The sequence below is a fragment of the Streptomyces sp. B21-083 genome (assembly GCF_036898825.1).
Lineage (GTDB): Bacteria > Actinomycetota > Actinomycetes > Streptomycetales > Streptomycetaceae > Streptomyces.
Genome location: NZ_JARUND010000002.1, coordinates 2,730,933 through 2,755,493 on the forward strand (window position 1 = coordinate 2,730,933; position 24,561 = coordinate 2,755,493).

Genomic DNA, 24,561 nt, shown 5'->3' on the forward strand with positions numbered 1-24,561 from the left:
CGGCCTGCGGTACCTGGTGAGGGGCAACTCCCGTGCCCGCAAGGGCAGCCCAGGAGGGCCTGCGGCCCCGGACCCCGTCCGCGCTGCCCGTACGTCTGCCCCTTCGGCTCTCCCTCCAACCGGCCCGCACCGGTAAGGCTGGGGGGCCGACCGAACCGGACCCGACGGGATCCGACCCAACTGGCCCGAACCGGCCCGGAGCCGGCCCGGAACCGGACCGGTCGGGGAGCGCGGACGCCGCGGCCCAGATCACCTACACACCCGGGAAGTGAACAACCCAGTGAGCCTTTGGACTTCCCTGGAGCCCGCCTCCGCGACCGTCGACCCCGGCGGCAGCACGACCGTCCGACTGCGCCTGCGCAACACCGGTGACGTCGTCGACGAGTACCGCTTCGAGCCGGTCGGCCCCATCGCCCCCTGGACCCGGGTGGAACCGCAGACGGTCCGCCTCTACCCGGGTACGACGGGCACGGTGGACCTGACCTTCGCCCCGCCCCGCACCCCGGACGCGACGGCCGGCCCGAACCCGTACGCCATCCGCATCACGCCCACCGAGCACCCGGAGGCGACCACCGTCCCCGAGGGCAACCTGACGATCACCCCCTTCTCGGAGGTACGGGCCGAACTCGTCCCGCCGACCGTGAAGGGCCGCTTCCGGGGGCGGCCCAAGCTGGCCGTCGACAACCTGGGCAACACCAAGCTCACCGCGTCCATCAGCGGCAGCGACAACGGCGACAACCTCTCCTACGACATCCACCCCGGCAGCGTCCAAGTCGCGCCGGGACGCGCGGTGTTCGTCGACGCGCGCCTCAAGCCGCGCCAGATCATCTGGTTCGGCAGCAAGGAAGAGCGGCCGTTCAAGCTCGCCGTGCAACGCTCGGGCGCCGTACCGATCGACGTCGACGGCACCTACGTACAACGCGGCTTCCTGCCCCGCTGGCTCGCCACCTTCCTCGGTGTCTTCCTGGCCCTCGCCATCACCTTCCTCATGCTCTGGATCTCCTACCGGCCCCAAGTCAGCACCAGGGCCAAGGAGTTCACGGAGACCGGCGCGGTCAGCACCCTTGCGCCGCCCACTCCCACAGCTGTGGCGACGACCCCGCCCGCCGCGCCTGTCCAGGAGCCCGCCCAGGACCCCGTCGTGGTCCCGCCGCCGGTGGCGGCGACGACCAAGGCAGCGGGAGGCGGCGGCGGAGGCGGTAATGGCAATGGTGGGGGCGGTGGCGCGCCGAAGAAGGAGACGAAGCCGCCGGTGGTGACCGCCGCCGTGGCGGTGTCGCGGCTGGCGGCGCGCAGCACCGGCCGGCACATCTGCTACCGCGCCTACGTGGCCGACCAGGGCTGGCAGGAGCCGGTGTGCGACGGCGCCGAGGCGGGCACCGTCGGCAAGGGCCTGCCGATCAAGGCGCTCAACATCGCGACGTCCGGCACCAAGGGGAACAAGGGCAGCGGCGCCTTCAAGTTCAAGATCTGGAAGGACACGAAATGGACGGAAGTTGCGGACGGGGTGGACAACTACCTCGGCAGCACCAAGGAGTCGGACGAGCCTCTGCAGGGCCTCACCATCCAGGTCTTCGACGGCAGCATCTGCGGTAACCCCCATGTACAGGACGCCGGTTGGCTGGGCGTGGTCTGCACCGACCCCGGCGGCTGGAAGTACATCGGGAGTCGTGTGGAGGACCACAAGCAGTTGGAGGCGGTCCGCCTCACCGTGTGAGCCCGGCCCCGCGACATCGACGGTGTCCGGACGAGGGCCCGGCTACCAGGCACCCTCGCCCGGCACCAGTCGCCCGGCCTTCCTGTACTCCCGTTCGGCGCCTTCCAGCAGGTCCGCCGTCGTGACCGGTTCACCGCGTCCGGCGGCGGAGTAGGCGGCCGTGACGACGGCGCTGCGGATCGAGCCACCGGCCAGTTCGAAGGCGTCGGCGACCCGCGCCGGGTCGGTGTCGGGGGCGCGGGGCACCCGGGCGAGGCTGTGCCGCCACAGGGCGAGGCGCTGACCGGCGTCCGGGAACGGGAAGTCGACCACCAGGTCCAGCCGGCGTGTGAACGCCTCGTCGATGTTGGCGCGCAGGTTGGTGGTGAGCAGTGCGATACCGTCGAAGGACTCCAGCCGCTGGAGCAGATAAGCGCTCTCCATGTTGGCGTACTTGTCGTGCGCGTCCTTGACCTCGGAACGCTTCCCGAAGACGGCGTCGGCCTCGTCGAAGAGGAGCACGGCGTCGGTACGGTCGGCCTCGCTGAAGATCCGTTCGAGGTTCTTCGCCGTCTCGCCCACGTACTTGTCGACGACGGACGACAGCTGAACCACATAGAGATCCAGGCCCAGTTCGGCGGCGACGACCTCGGCGGACAGCGTCTTTCCGGTTCCGGACTCCCCCGCGAACAGCCCGAGCACCCCCCGGCCCCGGCCGCCACCCGCGCTGAGCCGCCAGTCGCCGAGCACCTGGCCGCGGTGGCGGGCCCGCAGGGCGAGTTCGCGGAGCTGGGCGAGCGGCTTGCCGGGGAGGACGAGGTCCTCCCAGCCGACGTCGGGCCGAATGCGCCGGGCATGCCGTTCGAGCCCGGACGCCGACTGCTGGCGGGCGGCCAGCCGCAGATGGTCGGCGGTGAGCGGGGTCCCGTCGAAGTCGGCGAGGCGCTGGGCGGCGCGGGCGGCCCGCACGATGCGGTCGGCGCCGAGACGGTACGGGGCGACGGTGGCCGCCAGCTCGAATCCCAGGTCCAGATCATCGGGGTGGTCCGGGCTGCGGCGCAGCGCGTCTCCCCAGACGTCCAGCTGTCCCGCGCCCTGCCGGGGTGCCTCCAGCACCAGCGGATCGTCCTCGGACCAGTGCGGGTCGTACGGGCCGGACCCGGTGAGCAGCACGGGTACGTCCGACACGTTCGGCCCGGTCAACGCCCTGACGAGTCCGGCTGGTTGCTCGGGCAGGGGCGACACGACGACGACCCGGCCGCTGAGCCGCGCCTCGCGCAGAAGGTCGGGGAGCAGGTCCTCGGGCCCGGAGAAGTGCAGCGCGTCGAGTCCGGCAGTGTGCAGGGCAGCCGTGACGCAGGCCAGCCCGTCACCCTCGCGATGTTCGCGCAGGTAGACGGTGGGTGGTCGCGGATCACCGGGGGCCTTGGCGGTGAGCAGCGCGGCCAGTCTGTCGGCGCACTCCGTCGCGAACGACGAAGACGGGGACGGGGAGGAGGACGAGGACTGGGACTGGGACGAGGCGTGCGGGGTTCTGGGCGCGAGGGGGCGTATGTGGCCGGCGAGGGCGGCGTCCGGGGTGTCGTCGCCGAGAAGGTGGGCGATGACCCGGTCGGGAACGCTCAACTGACGGCTGAGAAAGGGGCGTTCGGATTCCTCGACGGTCAGGAGGCCGAGCGCGGTCAGGGGCGCCGAGGGGTGGAAGCGGGCCCTGGCGGCCGGTTCGTGCACGGGGAGGCCGCAGAGGTCGAGAACGAGGCCGGTGGTGGCCCGGCGGCGGCCGACGTCGTCGTTGAGATAGCCGTAGAGGGGCTCGAAGGAACGGTCGAGGTCGGGGGCGAGAGCGGCGAGGAGGATGTGGACGTCCAGGGCGACGAGGCCGAGGCGGCCGGCGAGACGCGCCATCGGGTCGTCGCCGTCGACCACGGGTGAGGTTCCGGGCGAGACGCCGGACGGCCCCTCGGCGGAGTCCTGCGGCTCCTGGGATCCGGGCCGCAGGAGCAGGTGCCGTACCGCCTCCTCGGTCAGGTACAGCCCGCGCAGCGGATCGTCGGCCGTCGGGTCGTCGGCGCTGCGCGTCTCGACCAACCGCGCTGCCCGGGCCCGAAGTTGGGAGAGGCGGTCGAGAAGCCCGGAGGTCACGGAGGCGTGAAGGGTTTCAGAGGTTTCAGGGGTCACGGAGTACGCGCCCCCGTCTGCCCCGGCTGCCGCCCTGCACGTCCGTTCTCCAAGTGCCTTGGTTGATGGGCCCGTTCAGGGGAGTCCTCCAGCGAGCCGTCGATCGCGCGGACGCGGACGGCGGCGCCCTCCGTGACCGGGGGTCCGGCGTCGTACTCGGGGAAGGCCGGGAAGGGGGCCGTGACCACGAGGTCGAGGGACGGCTTGAGTTCACCGCCGAGAGCGGACCAGATCTCGGCCAGGGAACGGGACTCCGTGTGGGTACCCGACACCGAGAGCGGGACGGAGAGGCCCAACTCGCGCAAGGGACCCGGGAGTTCATCGGGCGGGAGCAGCTCGCGCGGCAACAGGGTGATCAACGCGGCCGACAGGATGCGGTGTTCGTCCTGGGGTTGCTTGGTCCAGGCGGTGACGAGGTAGGACAGCCTGAACCAGCGGGGCGGCTGTCGGCGCCGGACGATCACGTCACGCTCGTCACGGATGGAGACGGTGCCGCGCTGGCGGCGGGCGGTGTCCTCACGGATGTCGTACAAGTAGGCGTTGATCGCGGGGCCGTTGCGGCGTGCGGCCCAGTCGCGGGTCGGCGCGTCGAAGAAGACGTCGATGCCCGATCCGGCGAGGGCGCCCCCACCGAGCAGCCCCTTGAGGACCTCGTCCACCTCGTGGATCACTGTCGCGCTCCCGCCGCCCTGCCGTACCGCGCTGCCCTGCCGTGCCGTAACGCCCTGCCCCGCAGCCCTGCTTGCCGTAGGCGCGTGCCGTCTCCGGTCACCGGAGACGCGCGTTCCCGTACTCACGGCCATCGTGCCGTCATGGGCGCCCGTCCGCGCAGGCACGCAAGGGACGGATCACGGGCATGAGTTGGTGTCCGCGCGCCGCCTCCGATTGCCCGTTCGATCAGATGTAGCCTTCGCGCAAGGCATAGGCCACGGCATGCGCCCGGTTGCGCAGATGCAGCCGTGTGGTGAGTCCATGCATCACGTTCTTGACTGTGCGCTCGGAGTAGGACAGCTTGCTGGCGATCTCCCCGGTGTCGAGCCCCTCGGCGACGAGGCGCAGGACATCGACCTCGCGCGGCGCGAGGCCCGAGGTGGGGGCACCGGGCTGGCCGGCCGCCGTGCGGTGCAGTGTGCCCACCTGGCTGATGAGCCGGCCGAGCAGGTCGGAGGGCAGGTCGCCGTCACCCCGGGCGGCAGCGAGTACGGCCTGCGCCAGCCGGTGTCCGGTGGCCTCATGGCGCCAGACGATGGCTCCGACACCGCACTCGATGACGTCGAGGAGTTCGTTCTCGCGCAGCATGCCCACCACGAGGACGGCCTTGGCGCCCTCGCTGCGGACGAGTCGGCGCAGCCGCGACAGCGTCGCGTCGTCGAGGGTCTCACTGACCAGCAGGGCAACGACGCCGGGTCCGCTGTCGGCCTCCTCCCGGAGTTCGACCACCGGGTGCTGTCGCAGCTGGCTGACCGCGCCGGCGCGGGAGATCGGGTCGGCCGCGTGCACGGCGACGGGTACGCGGCGCCCGGGTTCGGACGACGGTCCAGTACTGGCCCTCGTGCCGGCCCCGGCCCCCGTGCCGGGGACTGTGGTGCGGAGTGTGGTGCGCAAGAACTGCCCCCAGGGTCAGATGCCGCCACCTTCGAGGGGTCGGTGGCAGACGTGCACAGTCCACACTTCTGTGGCGGATGGGGCACGCACAATCGTGGACCACCACGAGAGACACCACGAGATCGGCCACCAGTTCGACCACGAGACCGGCCAGTACCTACCCGAGACAGGAGGCAGGCATGCCCTCACCATCGTCCTCATCGGCTTCATCGTTCTCGTCGTCCCCATCGTCCTCGTCGCTCTATGAGCGCCGGGAGGCCCTGGCACTGGTCGCCGACGAGGCAGCACGCGCCCGCGAGGGAACGGGCCGCCTGGTCCTGCTGCGCGGCGCGACCGGCACCGGCCGTACCGCCCTCCTGGAGGCCGCCACCGAGGACGCGGAGGCACACGGCATGCGCGTCCTGCGCGTCCGCTGCTCCGCCGAGGGCAGCGCCACCGGCGCCCACCTCCCCGTCGTAGAGCAACTGCTGTCTCCGATACAGGAGTTGCAGGAGCCGCCCACCCAGGCCCCGCACCCGGCGGCCCGGCTCTGGCGGTCGCTGCACGCGTACGCGGCCGAGGGTCCGGTGCTGGTCGCCGTGGACGACGTACACCTCGCGGACGAGGACTCCCGGTGCTGGCTGATCGAGGCGGCGCGCAGGGTGGACCGATTACCGCTGCTTCTACTGGTGACGGAGCGCAGTCAGTACGACGTCGACCCGCCGTCCGCCGGGCTGGTCCACACCCTCTCCCCCGCTCTCGTACGCACCCACACCCTCGCCCCGCTGAGCCACGACGCGGCGACGGAGCTGGTGCGTTCGGCCGTCGGTGACGCGCCGAAGAGGTGGGTGGCTGACTACGTACGGGCGAGCGGGGGCCACCCGCTGCTCCTGCGCGCCCTCCTGGAGGACCTGAACGCCACCACCGGCGCACCGGCCGCGCTCCCGGAGACGTGCGCCGCGCTGTATCCGGGGGCGTACCCGGCGGCGGTGGCCTGGTGGCTGGACTGCGCCGGGCCCGCGACGGCCGACGCGGCACGCGTGTTCGCCGCGCTGGACGAGCTGCCGGAGGGCGCCGATGTCGACCTGTTCATCGAAACCGTCGGAACCATGGGCGCGTTGGGCGCATCGGGTGCATTGAGCGCGTCGGGATCATCGGGGTCGGGGTCGGGGTCGGGGTCGGATCCGGCCCGGGTGCGGGGCTGGCTGACCGCCATGACCCGGCTGGGTCTGCTGCGCCTGGACGCCGACGGTCGTCCCCGCTACGCCCACCCGCTGCTGCGGGACGCGGTCCTCACCGGCTGGCCCGCCGCCGACCGGCAGACGGCGCACCGGGCGGCGGCCGAGGCGATGCTGCGGCGCGGCGACCCGACCGAGACGGTGGCCGGGCAGCTCCTGCGGTCGGGCACGGTGGACGAGGTGTGGGCGACGGACGCCCTCCTGGACGCGGCCACCGGCGCGGTCCGCGACGACCGCACCGACGACGCGGTGGTCCTGCTGCGCCGGGCGCTGACCGAGCCGATGTCGGCGGGCCGCCGGGCCGAGGTGCTGACCGAGCTGGGCTCGCTCGAGTTCGCCGCCGTACGTTCCTCGGCGGGTATCCCCCGGCTCACGGAGGCGATGCGGCTGCCGGGTCAGCCCCGGTACCGCGTACAGGCGGCTGTGGCCCTGGGCACGGCGCTGGCCAGACGCGGCGAGGCACGCGCGGCGGTGACCCTGCTGCACAACCTGGACGGCCAGTTGACGGACCACCCGGACCTGCTCCGCACGGTCCAGACGGCCTCGGCCCTGCTCTCCGACCACGACCAGACGATCCGCGAGGAGACGTACCGCCGGCTGCGCGAGACCGCCGAACACTCCCCCCAGGCACTCGGCCCCGCCGGCCGCGCCCTTCTCGTACGGTACGAGGCGACCGCCGGCCTGACCTCGTCGGACGCCGCCATGAAGCGCGTACGCGCCCTGCTCACGGAGCCGGCCGGCCCGCTGGCGGAGCCCTTCCTGCTCGGTACGGCGGCGGCGGTGGCCCAGTGGGCCGACGAACTCGACGAGGCCGAACGCCTGACGGACCGGGGCCTGACCGGCCAGCGCCCCACCTTGCTCCACCCGATGCACGAGGCCCTGCTCAACGTACGCGCGGACATAGCCGCCGCCCGTGGTGACTACGGCCAACTGCTGAGCGAGCCGGAATCATGGCGGAGGGAGTGGAGGGACGGGACGGGCGACGGCGACGGATTCGGGTTCGGGTTCGGGTGGGAGTGGGCGACCGGGGCCGGGACGGACCCATGGAGCGAGGCAGGCGACGAGAGGAAGCCCGCGACAGCGGCAGGACCCGGCAACGGATACGGCAACGGGAACGGGAACGGCAATGGTCCGACGAACGCGGAGGCGCACGTACTGCTCGCGCTCGTCGAGACCGGCCGCCTGGACGAGGCCTGGCGGCTCGCGGACGCCTTCGACCTGCGGGAGGCGCACGACTCCTGGGAGTTGAACCGTTTCCTGTACGCGCGAGGCGTGGTGCGCGCCGCCTCCGGTGATCCGGCCGGCGCCCTCGGGGACTTCCTGGAGTGCGGGCGCCGCCAGTCCGCACGCGAGGTGCTGAGCCCGGTGGTCACACCGTGGCGGGCCGCCGCCGCCCAGTGCCGACTCGCTCTCGGCCACCCCCGGGAGGCGCTCGCGCTGGCCGAGGAGGAACTGCGGCTGGCCCGGGTGTGGAACACCCCGCGCCTGATCGGCCGTTCACTGCGGGTACTCGGCACGGCGACGGGCGGGCGCCATGGCCTCGACCTGTCCGACGAGTCCGTACGGGTCCTGCGCGACGCCGCCGTGGAGACGGAACTGATCCCGGCCCTGATCGCCAGGGGCCGCCAGCTCATCGCCGCCGGCGAACGTGCCCGCGCCCGCAAGTCCCTGCGCGAGGCGGCCGAACGCGCCGAACGCCTGGGCGCCGTACGCCTGCGCTCGGCCGCCGACGAGGCCCTGCGCGAGGGCGGCGCCCGCCGCACGGCGACGACCCTGACGGCAAGCGAACGCCGCATCGCGGAACTCGCGGCGGAGGGCCGCACGAACCCGGAGATCGCCGAACTCCTGCACGTGGCCCGCCGCACAGTGGAAACCCACCTGACCAGCGCCTACCGCAAGCTGGGCATCCGGAGACGGGGGGAGCTGACGACGGCGCTGAGCCGCGCCCCAGGGGTGGGATGAGGGAGAAGGTCCAGGTGTGGAACCGCACATCTCACCGTCAGCAACCGACCCACTACTCACGTTAGCCATACTATGGTTCACTTGAGTAAGAAGGATGCGAGCAAGTAGGTACAGCGGCCGAGTACAGGCAGAGGTGACCCATGTCGGGCTTCGTAGGACGCAGATCCGAACTGGCCACATTGAACCGCCACCTCTCCTGGGTCCGCGACGGCCGGGGCGACCAGCGCGGCCGGGCCCTGTTGCTGCGCGGCCGACGACGGGTCGGAAAGTCGCGGCTGGTCGACCTCTTCTGTGAGCGCGCCCGGGTGCCGTACGTCGTCCACCAGGCCACCCGGGGTGAGGACGCCCAGCGGGAACGGGCCCGTTTCCTCGAGGAAATCCGGCGATCCTCGCTGCCCGACACCACCCTCCTTGCCGGTGTCACGACGGTGGCCGAGTGGGACACCGCCCTGCGCCAGCTCGCCGCGGTGCTCCCGGACGACACCCCCAGCGTCGTCGTACTCGACGAGCTGCCCTGGATGATCGAGGGCGACGCGGTCCTGGAGGGCACGCTGCAGACCGTGTGGGACCGGGTGCTGAGCCGCAAGCCTGTCCTGCTCGTCCTCATCGGCAGCGACCTGGCGATGATGGAGCAGCTCTCCGCCTACGGCCGCCCCTTCCACCAGCGCGGGGCCGAAATGGTCCTGTCACCCCTCTCCCCCGCCGAGGTCATGACGATGACCGGGCTGCCGGCCGCAGAGGCCTTCGATGCCCATCTGATCACCGGTGGACTGCCGCTGATCTGCCAGGAGTGGCACGAAGGGGAGAGCCGCGCCGACTTCCTGGCCCGCGAACTCGACGATCCCACCTCCCCGCTCCTCGTCTCCGGCGAGCGGATGCTGGCCGCCGAGTTCCCCACCGCCCTCCAGGCCAGGCACGTACTGTCCGTGATCGGCAGCGGTGAACGCGCCTTCGGGACGATCGCCGCGAAGGCCGGCGCCGCCGACAAGCCGCTCCCTCCCGGCTCACTCAACCCGGCCCTGCGCACCCTCGCGGACAAGCGGCTCGTCGCCGTCGACACCCCTCTCTCCACCCGCCCAGGAGACCGCGACCGCCGCTACCGTGTCGCCGACCCCTACCTCCGTTTCTGGCTGGCCTTCCTGGAACGGGGCATCGCCGAGATCGAACGCGGGCGCGGGCGAATCGTGGCCGAGGCGGTCGAACGCGGCTGGACCTCATGGCGCGGGCGCGCGATCGAACCCGTCGTACGGGAGTCGCTGGCCCGGCTGCTCCCGGACGACATGTGGCCGCAGGTCCGGGAAGTGGGGGGTTGGTGGCCTCGTACGAACAACCCCGAGGTGGACTTGGTGGGGGCTGACCGGTCTCCCGCGCGCGAGGTCGGGTTCGTGGGGTCGGTCAAGTGGCAGGAGCACGGCCCCTTCGACCGCCGGGCCCTGGCCACGCTGACCCGGGACGCCCTGTCCGTACCCGGCGCCGACGAGGACACCCCGCTGGTGGCGGTGTCCCGCTCCGGGTTCACGGTGGAGGACGGCCTGACGGCGACGTACGGTCCGGAGCGGCTGATGGAGGCCTGGAGTTCCACCACATGAGCGGTCGATCGGCTGATCAGATGGTGTGACACCGCTCATAGGCCGCGTTGTTCCATCAGGCGCATGAGGTTCCGCTTCCGTCTCTGGACGGTGCGCAGAGCGGTGGCGTACGCGGTGAACTCGTCCGGTGTGCCCAGGCGGCGATGGCAGTCGCGGGCGCCGAGCAGCAGGCTGACGAGTTGCTCGTACACATGGTTGCCGGTCTGCTTCGTCAGTGGCTCGGCCAGGCGCAGGTACACGCCGAGCGCGTCGGCGGGACGCGTCTCACGCGCCAGGTCGGCAAGGGCGAGCCATTGCCGGTCGTGGGCACCGGTTTCAGCGGCCGCCTGCCAGCATGCCTCGATGTCCTTGTCATCGAGCAGAGCGTCGACCAGCACGGAGCCGTTGTACCAGCCCCCTTGCCGCCGCCCCGTGTCGGCACGCAGCAGGTCCAGTGCTCCCTCGCGTTCAGCCGGCCAGCATTCGGCGGCCTGTGCGGCGGCGCGCAGTTGCCGGTAGGAGAACAGGGTGCGGCGGGCGCCGAAGTGGTCACGACGCAGGGCGACAGCGTCGGACAGCCGGGCCGCCCGCCCGTAGCGGTCGCACAGGTAGTCGACGAGGGCGGTGTCTACGGCAGCCAGGTCCCGCATGTCCCGCATACCACGTTCCGCCCAGCTCAGAGCCTCGTCGGTGCGACCGGCAGTGTCCAGTTCGCGAGCGATGACCAGGTGCGTGTGGCCGTTCTCCGCCAGGTCGGCCGCGTGCACGGCGATCACCGCGTCGACGTCGCCTCCGGCCTTGGCCAGGCGCTCCATCAGGTGCTTCTCGGCCCACCCGGTGCGTTTGCCCCGCCACGCCTCTGCCGCGAGCCTTCGCAGGAGGGTCATCCCGCGTTCGCCGAGGGCGTCCTCGTAGTCGAGCGGATCGACGCCGGTGAGGTCGTCGAAGTCACCGAGTACATGGCCGACCAGCCAGCGCGCGAGTTCCTCGGGATCCGGACGCGCCGTACGACACGCGTCGAGATGGACCTCGGCGAGGTCGGCGCCGACCTGCCCAAGCCCACCGTCGGAGTCGTCGACACTCTCCACCGCCTCGGTCAGCAGCCGCATCGCCTCTCGCGCCAGGGTGATCGCGTCGGCGGGCCGGCCCGAGCCGGTGAGTGCCCTGATCGCCGAAACCGCCTGCCCGGCCTGGTCGGCGTAGGCTCGGGCATCGGCGTACTCGACGTATCCGTACCTCGCGAACGGGCCGATGTCGAGGAGTTCACGGATGCGCGCCCTGACTCCGGCGAGGTCACCCCGGGCGCTCGCTGCCCGCAGCTCCAGCCGGCGCCGCAACTGCCGGTCCTCGCCCACCTGTTCCCGCACCAAGGCCAGCAACTCCTCCTTGGACAGGCCGGACAGCCAGGCGGCGAGGTCCTGTCCCCGGTCCCGGGCCGCCTTCCTCTGCCGTGGCAGGCTGCCTTCAGGCTCGGCCAGCACAGTGAGGCCGAGGGCGACCAGATGCTTACAGAAGTTGCCCTCCAGGCCGTACGGGCAGTCACATTCGCCGCTGAGCCCACCGCGCCCGTCGACCCCGCCAGGTCCTTCGAGGACCAGTTCCACCGTGTACCGCTCCGTGCCGTGCACGATCGCGGTGACCCGGCTGTCGCCGACCTCGACCCCGGCCACGGCGTCGAGGTAGCCGAGGCCACGCTCGTAGGAACGGGGACCGGCCAGCGCTTTGAGGTTCGCCTCGGTCAGGTTGTTCATGTGTTTCCGTCCTGCCCCGCGACCGCTTGTGACGACCGCCAGCGTCTCAGATTGGCTTGGGTTTCCTGGGTGATCCTGGTGTTGCGGGATCGCCCGGGAAATGACTCGGTTGTCCCCGGGTGGGGGTCGTGTGGGCGTGGCGGTGGAAGCCTGCCCCGAGTCGTGCCCCGCCGAGCGTGTGCCGGGTGGGGGTGCCAATGGTGGTCGGTTCCTGCTGCCTTCGTCGCCGCTGGGTGCGGTGGGTCGGGTGCGTGGGGTGCCGCCCCGCCGGACGCTTTCCTGCCGGAGCTGGCCGAGCGGATCGGCGGCTTCGATCCCGAGGCCGGGATGATGTGCGTCTACGGCAAGGACGAGGCGGCTCTGCGGGAGCTCGGGCTGATTCTCAGCGGCGCCTTCCACGACCGAGTGAAGCTGGCCGCGCTGATCGAGGCCACCGACCCCGGAGACTGGGACTGAACCCGGATCGTCCATCGTTCCCCGCCGTCGCCCCAAACTCCTCGCCCTTTACGCCAGGGCCACACCCCTTCACCCGAACTACGTCAGGACCAGAGGCACGGTGATGGTCAGGTGGTCGTCGGTGGTCGGCAGAGCTGTGGTGAGAGCGTTCATACGAGAGGCGAGGTGGCCGATCACCCGGCTGGTCAGTTCCTCGTCCCACTCCGCTGTGCCTTCCGGTGACAGGCGCATCTCCTTACCGGCCGGGGGTTGTCACCGAAATAGCGCGCGGTGTCCATGTTGACGACCCAACAGGCCAGCGCGATCTTCACCTGCCCCGGTGCCGCCCACTGCGCCCGTACGTGAGCGCACATGGTGAAGTCGTCCCCGCCGAATGTGACCGTCGTGGAGAACGGCCTGCCACGAGGGTACTGCTGAACCAGCTCGAGTACCGCCGGCTCCACAACGGCTCGCGCCATAGGTTCCGTGTACACCGTCTGCCCCCTTGTCGAGCCTGGCCTCCAGCATCCCAGTTGGGGCCCACGACCGACAGACCGTCTGTCGTACGGTCAAGCGAAATGATCACTCGATCGTGACTTTCCCCCCTCCCCCGCCCTCCGTGTCGCGATGCTGGAAAAGAACGGCGAAAACGGACAGGGATGAGACGGGGATGGGAATGGTGATGGGGATGGAGAGTGGCATGCCGCACGAAGCTGGACGACGCGGAGGGCCGGGACTGGACGAGCGGGCGGTGCTCCTGGTCGCCGGGTTGGCCGATCTCACCGTGAGCACCCTGGGTTCGGCCGTGGGGACGATCCAAGGGCTGCTGCGCCGCTCGGACGCCGCCGAGCTGGCGGCAGAGGCCGAGCACGACCTGGTGGCGCGCGGGCGGCTGGTGCTGGACCGGTACGCGGCCGTGCCCCCGGCGCACCTGGAGATCCTCGCCCCGCACGCGCTGGCTCGGCGGGCCGCAGATGACGTATGACCGGTGGGAGCCGGCCGCGTTCAAGGCCCGCGTCGACGAGGTGCTGCAGCCGTTCGTCGCCCAGGAGGCCGATCGGTTCGCGGCGATCGACCCGCTACTGGGGCCGGTGGCCGAGCAGTTGGAGGCCGCTGTCGCGGACGGCAAGCGGATGCGGGCGGCGTTCTGTTACTGGGGTTGGCGTGCGGTGGGGCAGCCGGACAGTGACGCGCTGGTTCGGGCGGCGGCCTCCATGGAGCTGGTGCATGCCGCGGCGGTCGTGCATGACGACCTCATCGACGACAGCGCGCTACGGCACGGCCGGCCCACCCCGCACATCGCTCTTCGCGGTGCCGTACGCCGTCGCCCGCGTGCCGTCGCCGCCGCGAGGTCGCTGGCGATGCTGGTCGGGGATCTGCTGATGGGCCTGGCCGGGCAGCTGTTCGCCGGCAGTGGTCTGCCCGCCGCGTATCTGGCCCGGGCCCGCCCGTTGTGGGCGGTGCTGACCCGGGAGCTGATCGCGGGCGAGTGCCTGGAGATCCTGAGTACCGGAGCCGAGCCGGACGTCGCGGCGTCGCTGAAGGTGATCCGCTACAAGACCGCCAAGTACACAGTCGAGCACCCCCTGTTGATCGGCGGCGCCCTCGCCGGGGCGAGTGAGCGGCTGCGTGAGGGCTACTCCGCCTACGGACTGCCGCTGGGCGAGGCGTTTCAGCTGCGGGACGATCTGATCGGCCTGTTCGGCGACCCGGAACGCACCGGCAAGGCCAACGCCGATGACGTACGCGGCCATCGGCCCACCGCCCTGCTGGCGGAGACCTGGCGTGTCGCCGGTGACGGCGACCGGGAGCAGCTCCGCGCCCTCCTGGGCCGACGCGACCCGGACGGGGACGGTCTCGACGCCGTACGCGAGGTGATGGGCCGGCTGAAGACGCCCGACCGCGTCGAGGACATGATCACCGCGCGCGTCGAGGAAGCCCTCGGCGCACTCCACGAGTTGGACGTACCCGCGCAGGCCGCCGCTGCCCTGACCGCGTTGGCGCACTCGGCGACCGTCCGCCTGTCCTGACCCCCGCTCAGGAACCGCGCGAACCCGTGCTGCCACCCACCACCCGCCACCCACCACCCGCCACCCGCCACCTGATCGATGCCCCTCCATCCAACCGTCCGTCGTGGACGCCCCGTTGAAGACAAGGACCTTGCCATGACCTACACCGAGGCATCGATGGACACCCTGCGCCAGGCCGGTGACGAACTCGCCGACGCCACCGTCGCCGCGCTCTTCGCACGCGGGGAGGTGGGCGAGTTCAACACCCTCATGCGCTACGTCTCCACCGCCGGTGCTCCCCTGCCGGACGGGCTGCCCGATGTCGCCCGGGAGTACCTGCAGGCCACGAGCGTCCCGCCGGCCTGGGTCGACTGGGGGGAGATGGAGAAGGCCCGGCTGTTCTTCATCGACAACAACGTGCACATCTCCACCGCCCTCTCCTTCGCCTCGATGCCCGCCTGCTACGTCGTCCCGCACGTGGCGAAGCTCCTGTCGGCCACTCACGGACTGGCGTACCCCTCCAAACGGATGGCGGAGACCGGCCAGTTCACCGTGTACCTGATGCGGCCCGACGCCTTCGAGGCCGGCGGCCGCTTCATCCCAGCCGCCCAGAAGGTCCGCCTCCTGCACGCGTCCATCCGCCACCACCTCGTACGGGAAGACCGCTGGGACACCGGGGCGCTGGGAACGCCGATCTGCCAGGAGGACATGATCGGCGGGCAGATGTTCTTCTCCCTGCTCGTCCTGGACTCCCTGCACCGTCTCGGCATCCACATGTCCACCGAGGGCGCGGACGCGTACTTCTACGCCTGGCGGGTGGTCGGAGCGATGCTCGGCGTGGACCAGGTCGCCGTCCCCAAGTCCCTTGACGAGGCACGCCAGTTCCTCGACCTGTACATGATCCGGCACATGGGCCCTTCCGAGGAGGGCACCCACCTGACCCGGCAGCTCATCGACCTCTACGAGGAGGTCGTACCCGGCACCTTCTTCGACCCGATCGTCTCCGCGCTCATCCGCCACCTCGTCGGCGACACCTGCGCCGACTGGCTCCAGGTGCCCCGCACCACCTGGGACACCGTCGTCAGGGCGGTCCCCCACCTGCTCGGCGTCCTGGAGACCGTCGAGGACCGCTCCCCGCTCGGCGCCTGGGCCCTGGATCGCCTCGGCCACCTCACCACCGTCCTCCAGTTGTCCTCCCTCACCCGAGGTCGCGTCATGCACTACGCCATCCCCGAACACCTCAAGAAGGACTTCGGCGTCTCCGACACAGTGCCCCGCACCCGCCGATGGACCCCGCCCGCCGCCACGGTCTCCCACTGACCCCCGCTCCCACGCCGACCTCGCCGGGCTTGCATCCCGCCAGGTGGTGCGGGACCCCGTCCGCTACCCGTCAGCGTCGATGTCGGCGTCGGTGTCCGTCGCCGCCAACACCGTGACTTGTGTACGGGTGGGATCGAGTACGGCGAAAGCCACGTCCGACGTGTCGTGGTGGAACCAGTCCGTGAACGCCGTGAACCGCAGCCACCGGTGGTCGGCGGCACGTGCTGCCGCATCCAGGAGGGGGATGTCCGCCGGCAGTCCCAGCAACGCGTACATGCTGTTCCAGGCATGCGACCGGGAGTAGGCGCTCCCCTGGCCCCACCCGTTGACTCCGCCGTTGTACGCCGCTCGCGCAGTCTCTCCGCGTAGGCGTCCAGGACGGGCCAGCCGCGCCCCGCGCCCATCAGGGCGAGCTCTCCGAGAAGGCAGGCCCGCACCTCCACCTCGGGGTGGTACACGGTGCCCGGCAACTCACCGAACAGCCGCTCCAGGTCCCGCAGTTGCTGTGCCGCGACCAACGCCGCCGCGACCGAGCGCCGCAGCCGCCCGCACTCATCCCCTTGCGCGGCCCCGAGGGTGAGCAATCGCCCGACAATGTTCACGGCGAACCTCGCGCAGTCCTGGGAACGCGTGTTGGCGAGGGCCTCAACCAACCGTCCGACAGTCCGCAACACGGAGGACCCGCCGGACCCTTCGCCCGACCCCCGTCGGCACAGCCGCTCCGCCGCTTCGTACAGCTCCGCCGGGCGGGACTCGGCCAGCTGCTGCAGCTCTGCCGGGCCCGACCGGTCCCAGAGGTCCTGACGGAAAGCGTCCTCGCCGAACCCTCCGCTGCGCGACCGGGCGTCCCGGCCCGTCACGGACGTGTTCGGGCTGGAAGGACCAGCCGCGTATGCGTCACCGCTCAGGCCGCGGGTACCGGAAAGATCATGCAACTGCTGGTCGCGTGAGCGAGCAGACGGTCCGTGCCGTCGACCAGGCGGGCCTCCGCGAGAGCGGTCTGGCGGCCTCTGCTGACGACCATGCCGATGGCGCGGACCTTGCCGGTGTCCACGGTGATCCGCCGGAGGAACTTCACGGTCAGGTCGAGCGAGGTGTAGGCCATGCCCTGGGGCAGCGTCGAGTGGACGGCCCCGCCCGCCGCCGAGTCGAGCAGGGTGGCGAAGACCCCGCCGTGCACACTGCCGATGGGGTTGTAGTGCTCCTCGCCAGGCACCAGCGAGAAGACCACGCGCCCCTCCTCCACCTCCTCAAGGGCGAAATCCAGGGCGGCTGTGATGGGTGGCGCGGGCAGACGTCGCTCAAGCAGGTCGCGCATCATCCGCAGCCCCGAGGTGCGGCCGGCGGCGGCTCCCGAGATCGCGGGGTCCTCCCACTCGTACGTACGCGTCCGTCCCACAGTCCCGTGCCTCCCGTTTCAGCTGACTTCGTGAACCGAAGCTAGTCCCGTGCCACCTGACTGTCAATCGTGAAGTCAGAGTCCTACGATGGCACCATGACGTGGCTTGAGGTGAGCACGGAGAACTGCACGGTCCAGCGCACGCTCGACGTGGTCGGTGAGAAGTGGACGCTGCCGATCCTGCGGGACGCCAGCATGGGAGTGCGCCGCTTCGACGAGTTCCGGCGTCATATCGGCCTGTCGGAGGCGGTGCTCAGCGACCGGCTCCGCAAGCTGACGGCGGCCGGCATCCTGAAGTCCGTCCCGTATCAGGAGCCGGGCAGCCGCGTTCGCCACGAATACCGTATGACGCGCAAGGGCTGGGACCTGTGGCCCGTCCTCGTGGCGCTTCGGCAGTGGGGCGAGGCGTACGAGGGCGACCCGGAAGGGCCGGTCATGGACATCCGGCACAGCGAGTGCGGGGCCCCGGTGCGGGTGGTGGTCGAGTGCGCCGGAGAGCACGCCGCCCTGGCCCCCTCCGAGGTCACCGTCCGGCCCGGTCCGGCGGCCCACCCTCAGCCGTAACCCCTGCGGCAGCGGCCGTCGGAACCACGGACCGACAGTGACCGCCGGAGCACCGGAGCGCCGGAAGACCGGAGCACCGGACACCGGCACCGGCCTTCCCCTCCTGAACGGTGTCAGCCGGCGTCCATCAGGGCCGCGCGCGCGGCGGCGAGGATCTCGTCGGAGAGCGGGGAGTCCTTGGTGGCCCGGGCCAGGACGAGTGCGCCGAGCATGGTGCACAGCCGGGTGATGCCGTCCTGGTCCTCGGTGTCGAGGAACTCGGCGAAGTCGCCCACGCCCTCGGCGTAGACGCGCTTCGCCTCGCGGCTGCCCTGCTCGCGGGCCATGTCGGGGGCGAGCGCGGCCGCGGGGCAACCGTCCGCCGGGTTGTCGCGGTGCTCGACGGCGAGATACGCCTCGATCAGCGCCTGCTGGGCGTTCTCACGCCGCCCGCCGGTGCGCTGCTCGTCGAGTGCGGCTGTGCGGCGATGGGCGAGTTCACCGAAGGCGTGCGCTGTGGCCTCGTCGATCAGCGCCCCCTTGGAGGCGAACTGCTTGTAGAAGCCCCCGTGGGTCAGACCGGCCGCCTTCATCAGGTCGGCGACGCTGATGTGCGTCCCCTGCTCGCGGAACAGCCGGGAGGCGGTCCGTACGACCCGCTCACGGTTCTCCCGGGCCTGCGCCTGTGACACGCGCCCCATCGGCACCTCCCCAGTTGAATGTCGGTCGAAATCTATTCTATGCTGACTTTAGATTTCGATCGTAATTTAAAAAGGAGCCCTCCCCTCGGGCTCCACGTCACCTGGAGCAGACATGGACCTGAAGAACGCTGTCGTGGTCGTCACCGGCGCCAACCGAGGACTGGGGCGCCATCTGGCCGCCCAGCTGCTGGAGCGCGGCGCGAAGGTGTACGGCGCGGCGCGACGCCCCGAGACCGTCGACCTGGCGGGCGTGATCCCGCTCCGCCTGGACATAACGGACGAGGAGTCGATCCGGTCCGCCGCGCTCATCGCATCCGACGCGACGCTGCTGGTGAACAACGCCGGCATCTCCACCGCCACCCCCCTGATCGCCGGCGGCAGGGACGCGGTGCGACTGGAGATGGAGACGAACTTCTTCGGGCCGCTCGCCGTGACCCGGGAGTTCGCCCCGGTCATCGAGGGCAACGGCGGCGGCGCCGTACTCAACATCCTGTCGGTGCTGTCCTGGCTGCACCCCGCCGACCTCGGGTCCTACGCCGCGGCCAAGGCCGCCGCATGGGCGCTGACCAACGCGGCCCGGGAGGAACTCGCGCCTCGCGGCATCACCGTGTCGGCGCTGCACGTCGGCTACATGGACACCGACATGGCCGCCGTCATCCCCGCCGACCAGAAGGCCGACCCCGCCGATGTCGCCGCCCAGGCGCTCGCGGGTCTGGAGGAGGGACAGCACGAGATCCTCGCCGACGAGACCACCCGGTACGTCAAGCAGGGCCTGTCGGCGACCCCGAACCCGGCGTAAGCCTCCCCTCCCGACAGGGCATCGTTCTCACACATGTCACACCCATTGCCTGGTATCAGCAACGAACGAGGTGCGGAGGAGGGGTGGCTGCTGGGCCAGCACCGGTCACGCCCTCCATCTGGCGGGCCTTCCCGCCGCTTGTACTCGATTGTGTGAAATGCCTGCTGTCAGCTGGCTACCCGGCCCACCACCTCGGTATGGTCGATGGTATGGCAACCAAGAAATACACGGTGACTCTCCCAGAAGAGCTTGCCGAGGCCATCCGGGCCGAGGTCGGCCCCGGCGGCTTCAGCCGCTACGTCACGCACGCCATAGAGCGCCAGCGGGAGCAGGATCGATTGGGGGAACTCGTCGACTGGCTGGAGGCCGAATACGGCCCTGTCGCCGAGGAGGAGCTGGCCCAGGCCGAAGCCGAGCGCCAGGAGATCGAGCGCAAGCACGCCGAGCTCGCCCGCGCCCGGCGGGCCGCCGGCGAGGACGTGCCCGAGCCGTCCCGGAAGGCGGCGTGAAGAGCGAGGTGGTCTACCTGCTCGACAGCGAGGGCCTCTCCCGGATGGTGCGAGGAGAGGCGGACATGAAAAGACGTCTCAAGGTGGCCAAAGCGTCCGGAACCCGCATCATGACCACGTCGATGACCCTTATCGAGGCATACGACCCGACGCGCTACCTCCCGGCCTGGCACTGGGCGCTCTCCCTGATCCGTATCGAGCCGGTGACCGAGGAGATCGCCAAGGAGGCCACCGGCCTCCTCAAGGAGACGGGCCTGCATGGCCACAAGTACGCCATCGACGCGGCCCTCGCCGCCGTCGCACTGCGGCAGCCCGGCCCGGTCACCGTGTTCACGGCCGACGAGGACGACATGCGCAAGCTGTGCGCCGACCGCGTCGTGGTCGTGAAGCTCTGAGCCGAGCACGGCTTGCCCCCTTCACACTTCGCTTCCTGCCGTGTGCCGGCGCGCCGTCTCCCCCACGCCCGGAGGAGGCAACCGGCTCGACCCACTGGGTACGGTCCGCCGCCAGTGGCACAAGGCCGACCACCGGTCCAAGATCGTAGGGCGGAATCCGGAATTCGGGCAGGCGGCGATACGAGCGACCTGTCAGCCCTGGGGGTGTCCGAACGCAGAGCATCACTGGCGGTCACGCATCCCGCCGGCATCCGCCGGGCGGTCGCGGCGGGCTCCATCGACCCGATCGGTACTCGTCCAGCAGCTGACGGGCGGCGAAGGTGTCCCACAGCTCCGCCTCGGCGGCGATGTCGGGTTGGGCGGGCGAGGCGATTCCTTTTCGCAGGGCTGGCCCCTGTCCTCCGGGAGGCGAGGACAGGGGGCAGCGTGGGAACGTTCAGTGACTGTCGGGGACCTTGTTGTCACACGGCGAGCAGTCCGTGCCCTCGATCGCCCACAACTCCTCGTCGACGTCGAGCCGATGGACTCCGGGAAGTCCGCCGTGCGCAGGCACAGCCCGTCGCCGCGGCACTCGATGAACGGGGCGTGGTGCTTGCAGCGGCCCTCGCTGTACGAGTCACAGAGAGTCGGCTTCTGATGCCGGGCGGCGGGTAGTTGCCGTTGGCGGATCGGGCCGCCGTACGCGTAGTCGACCGTGCTCTGCCGGGAGTGGAAAAGCCTTCGCCCGGTCGCACGCCGATCCGGCACCCTCCTCAGCATGACCACGCCGTCTTTCCTCCCCGGACTGGAACTCTCTCGTCGCTTCTACCTCGAAGCCGTACGGCCCCTGTTGGACGAGGCCGTCCCCGGGATGACGCACTCCGCCGCTCGTCTCGGCAGCGGCTCGGAAGTCCTCGGTTTCGACACCGTCCGCTCCGCAGACCACGAGTGGGGGCCCCGCCTGCAGGTCTTCCTGCACCCGCAGGACGTCACCCGTCACGGAACGAGGATCACGGCACTGCTTTCCGAACGCCTGCCGAAGACCTTCAGCGGCTATCCGACGCACTTCGCCGCGATTGGCGAATCGGGCATCGGGGTCATGCGGACGACCGACGGGCCTGTGCATCACCGGGTCGAAGTCACCGACCTGAGCACCTGGTTCACCGCGCGACTGGGCTTCGACCCGGGCAAGGACATCACCTTGACGGACTGGCTGGCCACCCCCACCCAGCGCCTCGCCGAGGTCACCGCCGGCGCCGTCTTCCACGACGGACTCGGCCACCTCGTACCGGCCCGAACCGCCCTCGACTGGTACCCCCATGATCTCTGGCTCCACCTGCTCGCCTGCCAGTGGCAACGCATCTCCCAGGAAGAAGCCTTTGTCGGGCGCTGCGGCGAAGTCGGCGACGAACTCGGCTCCGCCGTCGTCGCCGCCCGGCTGGTGCGCGATCTGATGCGGCTCTGTCTGCTCATGGACCGCCGCTACCCGCCCTACAGCAAATGGACCGGCAGCGCCTTCGCCCGTACCCCTCGGGCACCCGTCCTCACCCCGGTTCTCACCGCGGCCCTCGCCGCCACCGACTGGCACACCCGCGAACATCACCTCGCCCGCGCCTACGAGACCGTCGCGGCCGCACACAACCAACTCGGCCTCTCCGACCCTGTCGACCCCGCCACACGGCCCTACCACGACAGGCCGTATCAGGTCCTTCACGCCGAACGCTTCGCCGGGGCGCTGACCACCCGCATCACCGACCCGGCCATCCGCGCCCTGCCGACGATCGGTGCTGTCGACCAGTTCATCGACAGCACCGACGTCCTCAGCCGTCCGGAACTGACACACGCGGCCACCCACGCAACGGTCAGCCCTCCCCCGAGAGTGCGGTACGCACCGTAATGCCGGGTTTGATGTCGCTCGATGGGGTGGTGTTGGGGCATCCCTACCGGTCAGGCGTTCGAGGTTCGCTGAGTGGCGGGATGAGTGGGTGGGAGTGCTTGCCGCACGATCTGCCGCCGTCGGCGTCCCGGCCGACACGACGGGCAGGGACGCTTCGAAAGATGTCCCAGCCGATCTCACCGACGGCGTCGGCTGCGGCTGGACCTGCTGCAACCGACGAAGGGTCCGACCCGCTCGGGAAGATCCCGCCACTGCGCTCCCGTCCTGACTCGGTGCAGGATCCCACCCCGGTCACACCGCCGCGTGATCGGACGGGCAATTCCTGGCTATTCCAATTCTCGCTCACTTCCTGACACCACGCCTCGTGGGGCCGCATCCGTTTCGGACACGGCCCCAGAAGGTTTCACCTTTTTCTGACCATTCAATGTCCCGTTGCAAGTCCGACTTTTCGCGGCCCATCGAATATGGGCATGGTCGCGGTCCGACACGGAAAAGCTACGGATTCACACCGCGGGGCGACGGCCGTGACGTGACGAAAGCAGAAAACCCACCGGCCGAGCTGGACGAGAAAGTCGGTTCCTTATCCCCCGCGTTCAGGGATGCGGCGGAGCGGTCGGTACGCCGATCAGCACACCCACAGTCCGTCGGCCTTGTCGTTGTTGGCGCTGCCCACGTTCGAGCTGGACGACGGGGCGGTGGACGTCCACAGCAGAGCCCAGGACGAGCCCGTCCAGTTGTAGACGTGCGTCTGCGTTCCCCGGCTCTGGTTGTTGTGCCAGGACGTGGTCTGGTCGTTGAAGCCCCAGTCGGCGAGGTTCTCGAAGTTGCAGTCCGACCAGGTCAGACGGCGTCCGTCGAAGTTGGAGTGCTCGTAGAGACACGTCCAGAGGTAGCTGCAGTTGGCCGTTCCGCGCGTGCCCTTGGGCTCGTTGACGGACCGGGCGTTCTTCTCGCCCGGCAGCGGGAAGGTCATGACGGCCTTGCCGTCACGCCATGCCACCTGGTTGACGCCGATCTGCTCGCCGCCGGGCGTCTTGGCCATCTGTTTGCCGATCTGCCTTTGAAGATCGGCGACTGCCCACGATCAACCTGCTGCACCTGTCGTCCCGCAAGGCGGTCGACGCGGCCGTGCGGATGAGCCGGGCGTTCCCGGACATCGACTTCCGCCGTGAGGTGACCGTCGGGCATCTGCTCGCCGACATCACCACCGCACACGGCCTCGGCGGCAAGGTCAACCCGCCGCTGCGGCCCCGCGACGACGTCGAGGCGCTCTGGGAGCACATGCTCGACGGCACCGTCGACCGGGTCGGCAGCGACCACGCGTGCTGCCGCGAGGAGGTGAAGTTCGGCGAGCCCGAGGACGACGTCTTCCTCGCCAAGGCCGGTTTCGGCGGCGCCGAGTACCTCCTCCCCGGCCTGCTCACCGAGGGAACGAAACACGGCCTGCCGCTGGGCCGGATCGCCGCGCTGACCTCCTGGAACCCGGCCCGGCGCTACGGACTGCGCACCAAGGGCAGCCTCACCCCCGGCTTCGACGCCGACATCGCCCTGGTCGACCCGGGCCGCAGCTGGACCGTGCGCGCCGCGGAGTCGGAGTCGGAGTCGACGCAGCAGTACACCCCGTTCGAGGGATTCGAGCTGACCGCCCAGGTCACCGACACCTTCTTGAGGGGCAACCACATCCTGCGGGCGGGCAAGGTCGTCGGCCCACCCGTCGGCGCCTACCTGCACCGTCCGACCGGTACCGGTCTGAGCTGACAGAGAGGGCTTTCCCTGCGGCCCGCACCAGGCAGCCGTAGCACACTGCCGGCAGGCGTCAGTGCCGCGGGCGATCGCCGTGGACGGCAGGACGCTGCGCGGCTCACGCCATGCGGGCCGGGAAACCGTAGCGCTGCCGGCGGCGATGGGACAGACCGGCAGCGTGGTCGCCCAGCGGCAAGTCGCCCGACACGAGCAACGAGGTCCCCGCCGTCGGGGGTGTTCCCGGGCTTTTCGATGTCCACATATACCCACTCGCCTGACACGAACCTCGCTGCGGGCTGCCCGCCTCGGAGTCCGGCCGTCGTCGACCACACGGTCGGACCACACATGGCTAAAACATGCTCGAACCATCTCAAGAGGGGAAGATTTACCCATCGCGGGTGCGCGTGCCCGGCGTCCCCCTCTGACCAGGAGAAGGCAGATCCGACCATGTCGAAGAAACCACGTTCGTCCGAGTCACCGCACGGAAAGGGCCCCAGCCGCCACCAGGGCCCCGACCAGCACGGCTGGTCGCCCGATGTGGATGACACACGCCAGCAGGACAATCCGAGCGCCCGCCGCTCCTTCGACGCAACCGAGGCCGGTGAAAAGGGCCGGGGCCGGACGAAGTCCCCCGAGGAGACGAAGTCCGTCCCGGGCGACACGGCCGAGAGCCGCGGTGCTCGCGGTGAGGAGTACGGCGACGCGGACGAGAAGGGCAGACGCGACACCGGACGCAGGGGCCGCTCCCAACGCCCCAGCGGCACCAAGGACGCCTCCGCCACGACCGGCGTGGACCCGCAGGACCCCCAGGACCCGCCGTCCGAACGCCGGCCGCGCTAGCGAAACCTTCGGCGC

24 protein-coding genes and 2 pseudogenes are annotated in these 24,561 nt (G+C 70.6%); 15 read left to right on the top strand and 11 right to left on the bottom strand.

What is annotated here, in order from left to right; all coding sequences use genetic code 11:
- Positions 1-280: 280 nt before the first annotated feature.
- Positions 281-1,717, top strand: a complete 1,437-nt coding sequence (locus QA861_RS36260) for a hydrolase (protein ID WP_334592966.1) — start codon at positions 281-283, stop codon at positions 1,715-1,717.
- Between the two features lie 42 nt (positions 1,718-1,759).
- Here the strand turns inward: QA861_RS36260 and QA861_RS36265 are convergent, their stop codons facing one another.
- The 3 genes from QA861_RS36265 to QA861_RS36275 form a co-directional block, all read right to left on the bottom strand.
- Positions 1,760-3,838 carry an ATP-binding protein gene (locus QA861_RS36265; RefSeq protein WP_334592968.1) on the bottom strand — a complete coding sequence of 693 codons (2,079 nt, stop codon included), beginning with the start codon at positions 3,836-3,838 and terminating at the stop codon, positions 1,760-1,762.
- A 32-nt stretch (positions 3,839-3,870) separates the two neighbouring features.
- A complete protein-coding gene (locus tag QA861_RS36270; protein ID WP_334594954.1) occupies positions 3,871-4,545 on the bottom strand; it encodes a Pvc16 family protein in 675 nt (224 codons plus the stop codon).
- A 226-nt stretch (positions 4,546-4,771) separates the two neighbouring features.
- Positions 4,772-5,479 carry a helix-turn-helix transcriptional regulator gene (locus tag QA861_RS36275; protein ID WP_443041622.1) on the bottom strand — a complete coding sequence of 236 codons (708 nt, stop codon included), beginning with the start codon at positions 5,477-5,479 and terminating at the stop codon, positions 4,772-4,774.
- A 94-nt stretch (positions 5,480-5,573) separates the two neighbouring features.
- Here QA861_RS36275 and QA861_RS36280 point away from each other — a divergent pair, with 94 nt between their 5' ends.
- From QA861_RS36280 to QA861_RS36290, 3 genes are all read left to right on the top strand, one after another.
- Positions 5,574-5,726, top strand: a complete 153-nt coding sequence (locus QA861_RS36280; RefSeq protein ID WP_334592969.1) for a hypothetical protein — start codon at positions 5,574-5,576, stop codon at positions 5,724-5,726.
- The gene (locus QA861_RS36285) at positions 5,659-8,658 is read left to right on the top strand and encodes a helix-turn-helix transcriptional regulator (protein WP_334592970.1); all 3,000 of its coding nucleotides are present in this window, start codon (positions 5,659-5,661) and stop codon (positions 8,656-8,658) included. The genes QA861_RS36280 and QA861_RS36285 overlap by 68 nt, the downstream gene beginning before the upstream one ends.
- 140 nt (positions 8,659-8,798) lie before the next feature.
- Positions 8,799-10,247, top strand: a complete 1,449-nt coding sequence (locus tag QA861_RS36290) for an ATP-binding protein (protein WP_334592971.1) — start codon at positions 8,799-8,801, stop codon at positions 10,245-10,247.
- Between the two features lie 35 nt (positions 10,248-10,282).
- Here the strand turns inward: QA861_RS36290 and QA861_RS36295 are convergent, their stop codons facing one another.
- Positions 10,283-11,977, bottom strand: coding sequence for an SWIM zinc finger family protein (locus tag QA861_RS36295; RefSeq protein WP_334592972.1), 1,695 nt, complete (start codon positions 11,975-11,977; stop codon positions 10,283-10,285).
- Between the two features lie 162 nt (positions 11,978-12,139).
- Here QA861_RS36295 and QA861_RS36300 point away from each other — a divergent pair, with 162 nt between their 5' ends.
- The gene (locus QA861_RS36300; RefSeq protein WP_334592973.1) at positions 12,140-12,433 is read left to right on the top strand and encodes an Imm51 family immunity protein; all 294 of its coding nucleotides are present in this window, start codon (positions 12,140-12,142) and stop codon (positions 12,431-12,433) included.
- A 78-nt stretch (positions 12,434-12,511) separates the two neighbouring features.
- Here the strand turns inward: QA861_RS36300 and QA861_RS36305 are convergent, their stop codons facing one another.
- Positions 12,512-12,664, bottom strand: coding sequence for a hypothetical protein (locus QA861_RS36305; protein WP_334592974.1), 153 nt, complete (start codon positions 12,662-12,664; stop codon positions 12,512-12,514).
- 448 nt (positions 12,665-13,112) lie between these two features.
- Between QA861_RS36305 and QA861_RS36310 the strand changes: the two genes are divergently transcribed.
- From QA861_RS36310 to QA861_RS36320, 3 genes are all read left to right on the top strand, one after another.
- Positions 13,113-13,397: a polyprenyl synthetase gene (locus QA861_RS36310; RefSeq protein WP_334592975.1), complete on the top strand. Its 285-nt coding sequence runs from the start codon at positions 13,113-13,115 to the stop codon at positions 13,395-13,397.
- Positions 13,387-14,442 carry a polyprenyl synthetase family protein gene (locus QA861_RS36315; RefSeq protein ID WP_334592976.1) on the top strand — a complete coding sequence of 352 codons (1,056 nt, stop codon included), beginning with the start codon at positions 13,387-13,389 and terminating at the stop codon, positions 14,440-14,442. The genes QA861_RS36310 and QA861_RS36315 overlap by 11 nt, the downstream gene beginning before the upstream one ends.
- Before the next feature lie 135 nt (positions 14,443-14,577).
- Complete coding sequence (locus QA861_RS36320; RefSeq protein WP_334592977.1) at positions 14,578-15,741, top strand: oxygenase MpaB family protein; 1,164 nt, start codon at positions 14,578-14,580, stop codon at positions 15,739-15,741.
- A gap of 63 nt (positions 15,742-15,804) precedes the next feature.
- Here QA861_RS36320 and QA861_RS36325 read toward each other — a convergent pair whose 3' ends face one another.
- The 3 genes and pseudogenes from QA861_RS36325 to QA861_RS36330 form a co-directional block, all read right to left on the bottom strand.
- Positions 15,805-16,170: a DUF6183 family protein gene (locus tag QA861_RS36325; RefSeq protein WP_334594956.1), complete on the bottom strand. Its 366-nt coding sequence runs from the start codon at positions 16,168-16,170 to the stop codon at positions 15,805-15,807.
- Positions 16,146-16,601 (bottom strand): annotated as a pseudogene (locus QA861_RS47470) (DUF6183 family protein); the annotation flags it as partial. The gene QA861_RS36325 and the pseudogene QA861_RS47470, both read right to left, overlap by 25 nt.
- Before the next feature lie 44 nt (positions 16,602-16,645).
- Complete coding sequence (locus QA861_RS36330) at positions 16,646-17,140, bottom strand: PaaI family thioesterase (protein WP_334592979.1); 495 nt, start codon at positions 17,138-17,140, stop codon at positions 16,646-16,648.
- Between the two features lie 96 nt (positions 17,141-17,236).
- Here QA861_RS36330 and QA861_RS36335 point away from each other — a divergent pair, with 96 nt between their 5' ends.
- A complete protein-coding gene (locus tag QA861_RS36335; RefSeq protein ID WP_334592980.1) occupies positions 17,237-17,704 on the top strand; it encodes a winged helix-turn-helix transcriptional regulator in 468 nt (155 codons plus the stop codon).
- A gap of 113 nt (positions 17,705-17,817) precedes the next feature.
- Here QA861_RS36335 and QA861_RS36340 read toward each other — a convergent pair whose 3' ends face one another.
- Positions 17,818-18,384: a TetR/AcrR family transcriptional regulator gene (locus QA861_RS36340; RefSeq protein ID WP_334592981.1), complete on the bottom strand. Its 567-nt coding sequence runs from the start codon at positions 18,382-18,384 to the stop codon at positions 17,818-17,820.
- 112 nt (positions 18,385-18,496) lie between these two features.
- On the opposite strand from QA861_RS36340, the gene QA861_RS36345 reads away from it, so the two are divergent.
- From QA861_RS36345 to QA861_RS36355, 3 genes are all read left to right on the top strand, one after another.
- The gene (locus tag QA861_RS36345; protein WP_334592982.1) at positions 18,497-19,183 is read left to right on the top strand and encodes an SDR family oxidoreductase; all 687 of its coding nucleotides are present in this window, start codon (positions 18,497-18,499) and stop codon (positions 19,181-19,183) included.
- Between the two features lie 209 nt (positions 19,184-19,392).
- A complete protein-coding gene (locus tag QA861_RS36350) occupies positions 19,393-19,692 on the top strand; it encodes a hypothetical protein (RefSeq protein ID WP_334592983.1) in 300 nt (99 codons plus the stop codon).
- Positions 19,689-20,087, top strand: a complete 399-nt coding sequence (locus QA861_RS36355; protein WP_334592984.1) for a PIN domain-containing protein — start codon at positions 19,689-19,691, stop codon at positions 20,085-20,087. The genes QA861_RS36350 and QA861_RS36355 overlap by 4 nt, the downstream gene beginning before the upstream one ends.
- A gap of 436 nt (positions 20,088-20,523) precedes the next feature.
- Here the strand turns inward: QA861_RS36355 and QA861_RS36360 are convergent.
- A pseudogene (locus tag QA861_RS36360) lies at positions 20,524-20,711 on the bottom strand (hypothetical protein); the annotation flags it as partial.
- A 133-nt stretch (positions 20,712-20,844) separates the two neighbouring features.
- Here QA861_RS36360 and QA861_RS36365 point away from each other — a divergent pair.
- Positions 20,845-21,963, top strand: coding sequence for a DUF4037 domain-containing protein (locus QA861_RS36365; protein ID WP_334592985.1), 1,119 nt, complete (start codon positions 20,845-20,847; stop codon positions 21,961-21,963).
- 625 nt (positions 21,964-22,588) lie between these two features.
- Here QA861_RS36365 and QA861_RS36370 read toward each other — a convergent pair.
- Entirely contained in the window at positions 22,589-23,005 is a 417-nt protein-coding gene (locus QA861_RS36370; protein WP_334592986.1) for a peptidase inhibitor family I36 protein, read from the bottom strand.
- Between the two features lie 92 nt (positions 23,006-23,097).
- On the opposite strand from QA861_RS36370, the gene QA861_RS36375 reads away from it, so the two are divergent.
- Together QA861_RS36375 and QA861_RS36380 are read left to right on the top strand one after the other, a co-directional pair.
- A complete protein-coding gene (locus QA861_RS36375; RefSeq protein ID WP_334592987.1) occupies positions 23,098-23,721 on the top strand; it encodes a dihydroorotase in 624 nt (207 codons plus the stop codon).
- 432 nt (positions 23,722-24,153) lie between these two features.
- Entirely contained in the window at positions 24,154-24,546 is a 393-nt protein-coding gene (locus QA861_RS36380) for a hypothetical protein (protein ID WP_334592988.1), read from the top strand.
- The last annotated feature ends 15 nt before the right edge of the window (positions 24,547-24,561 follow it).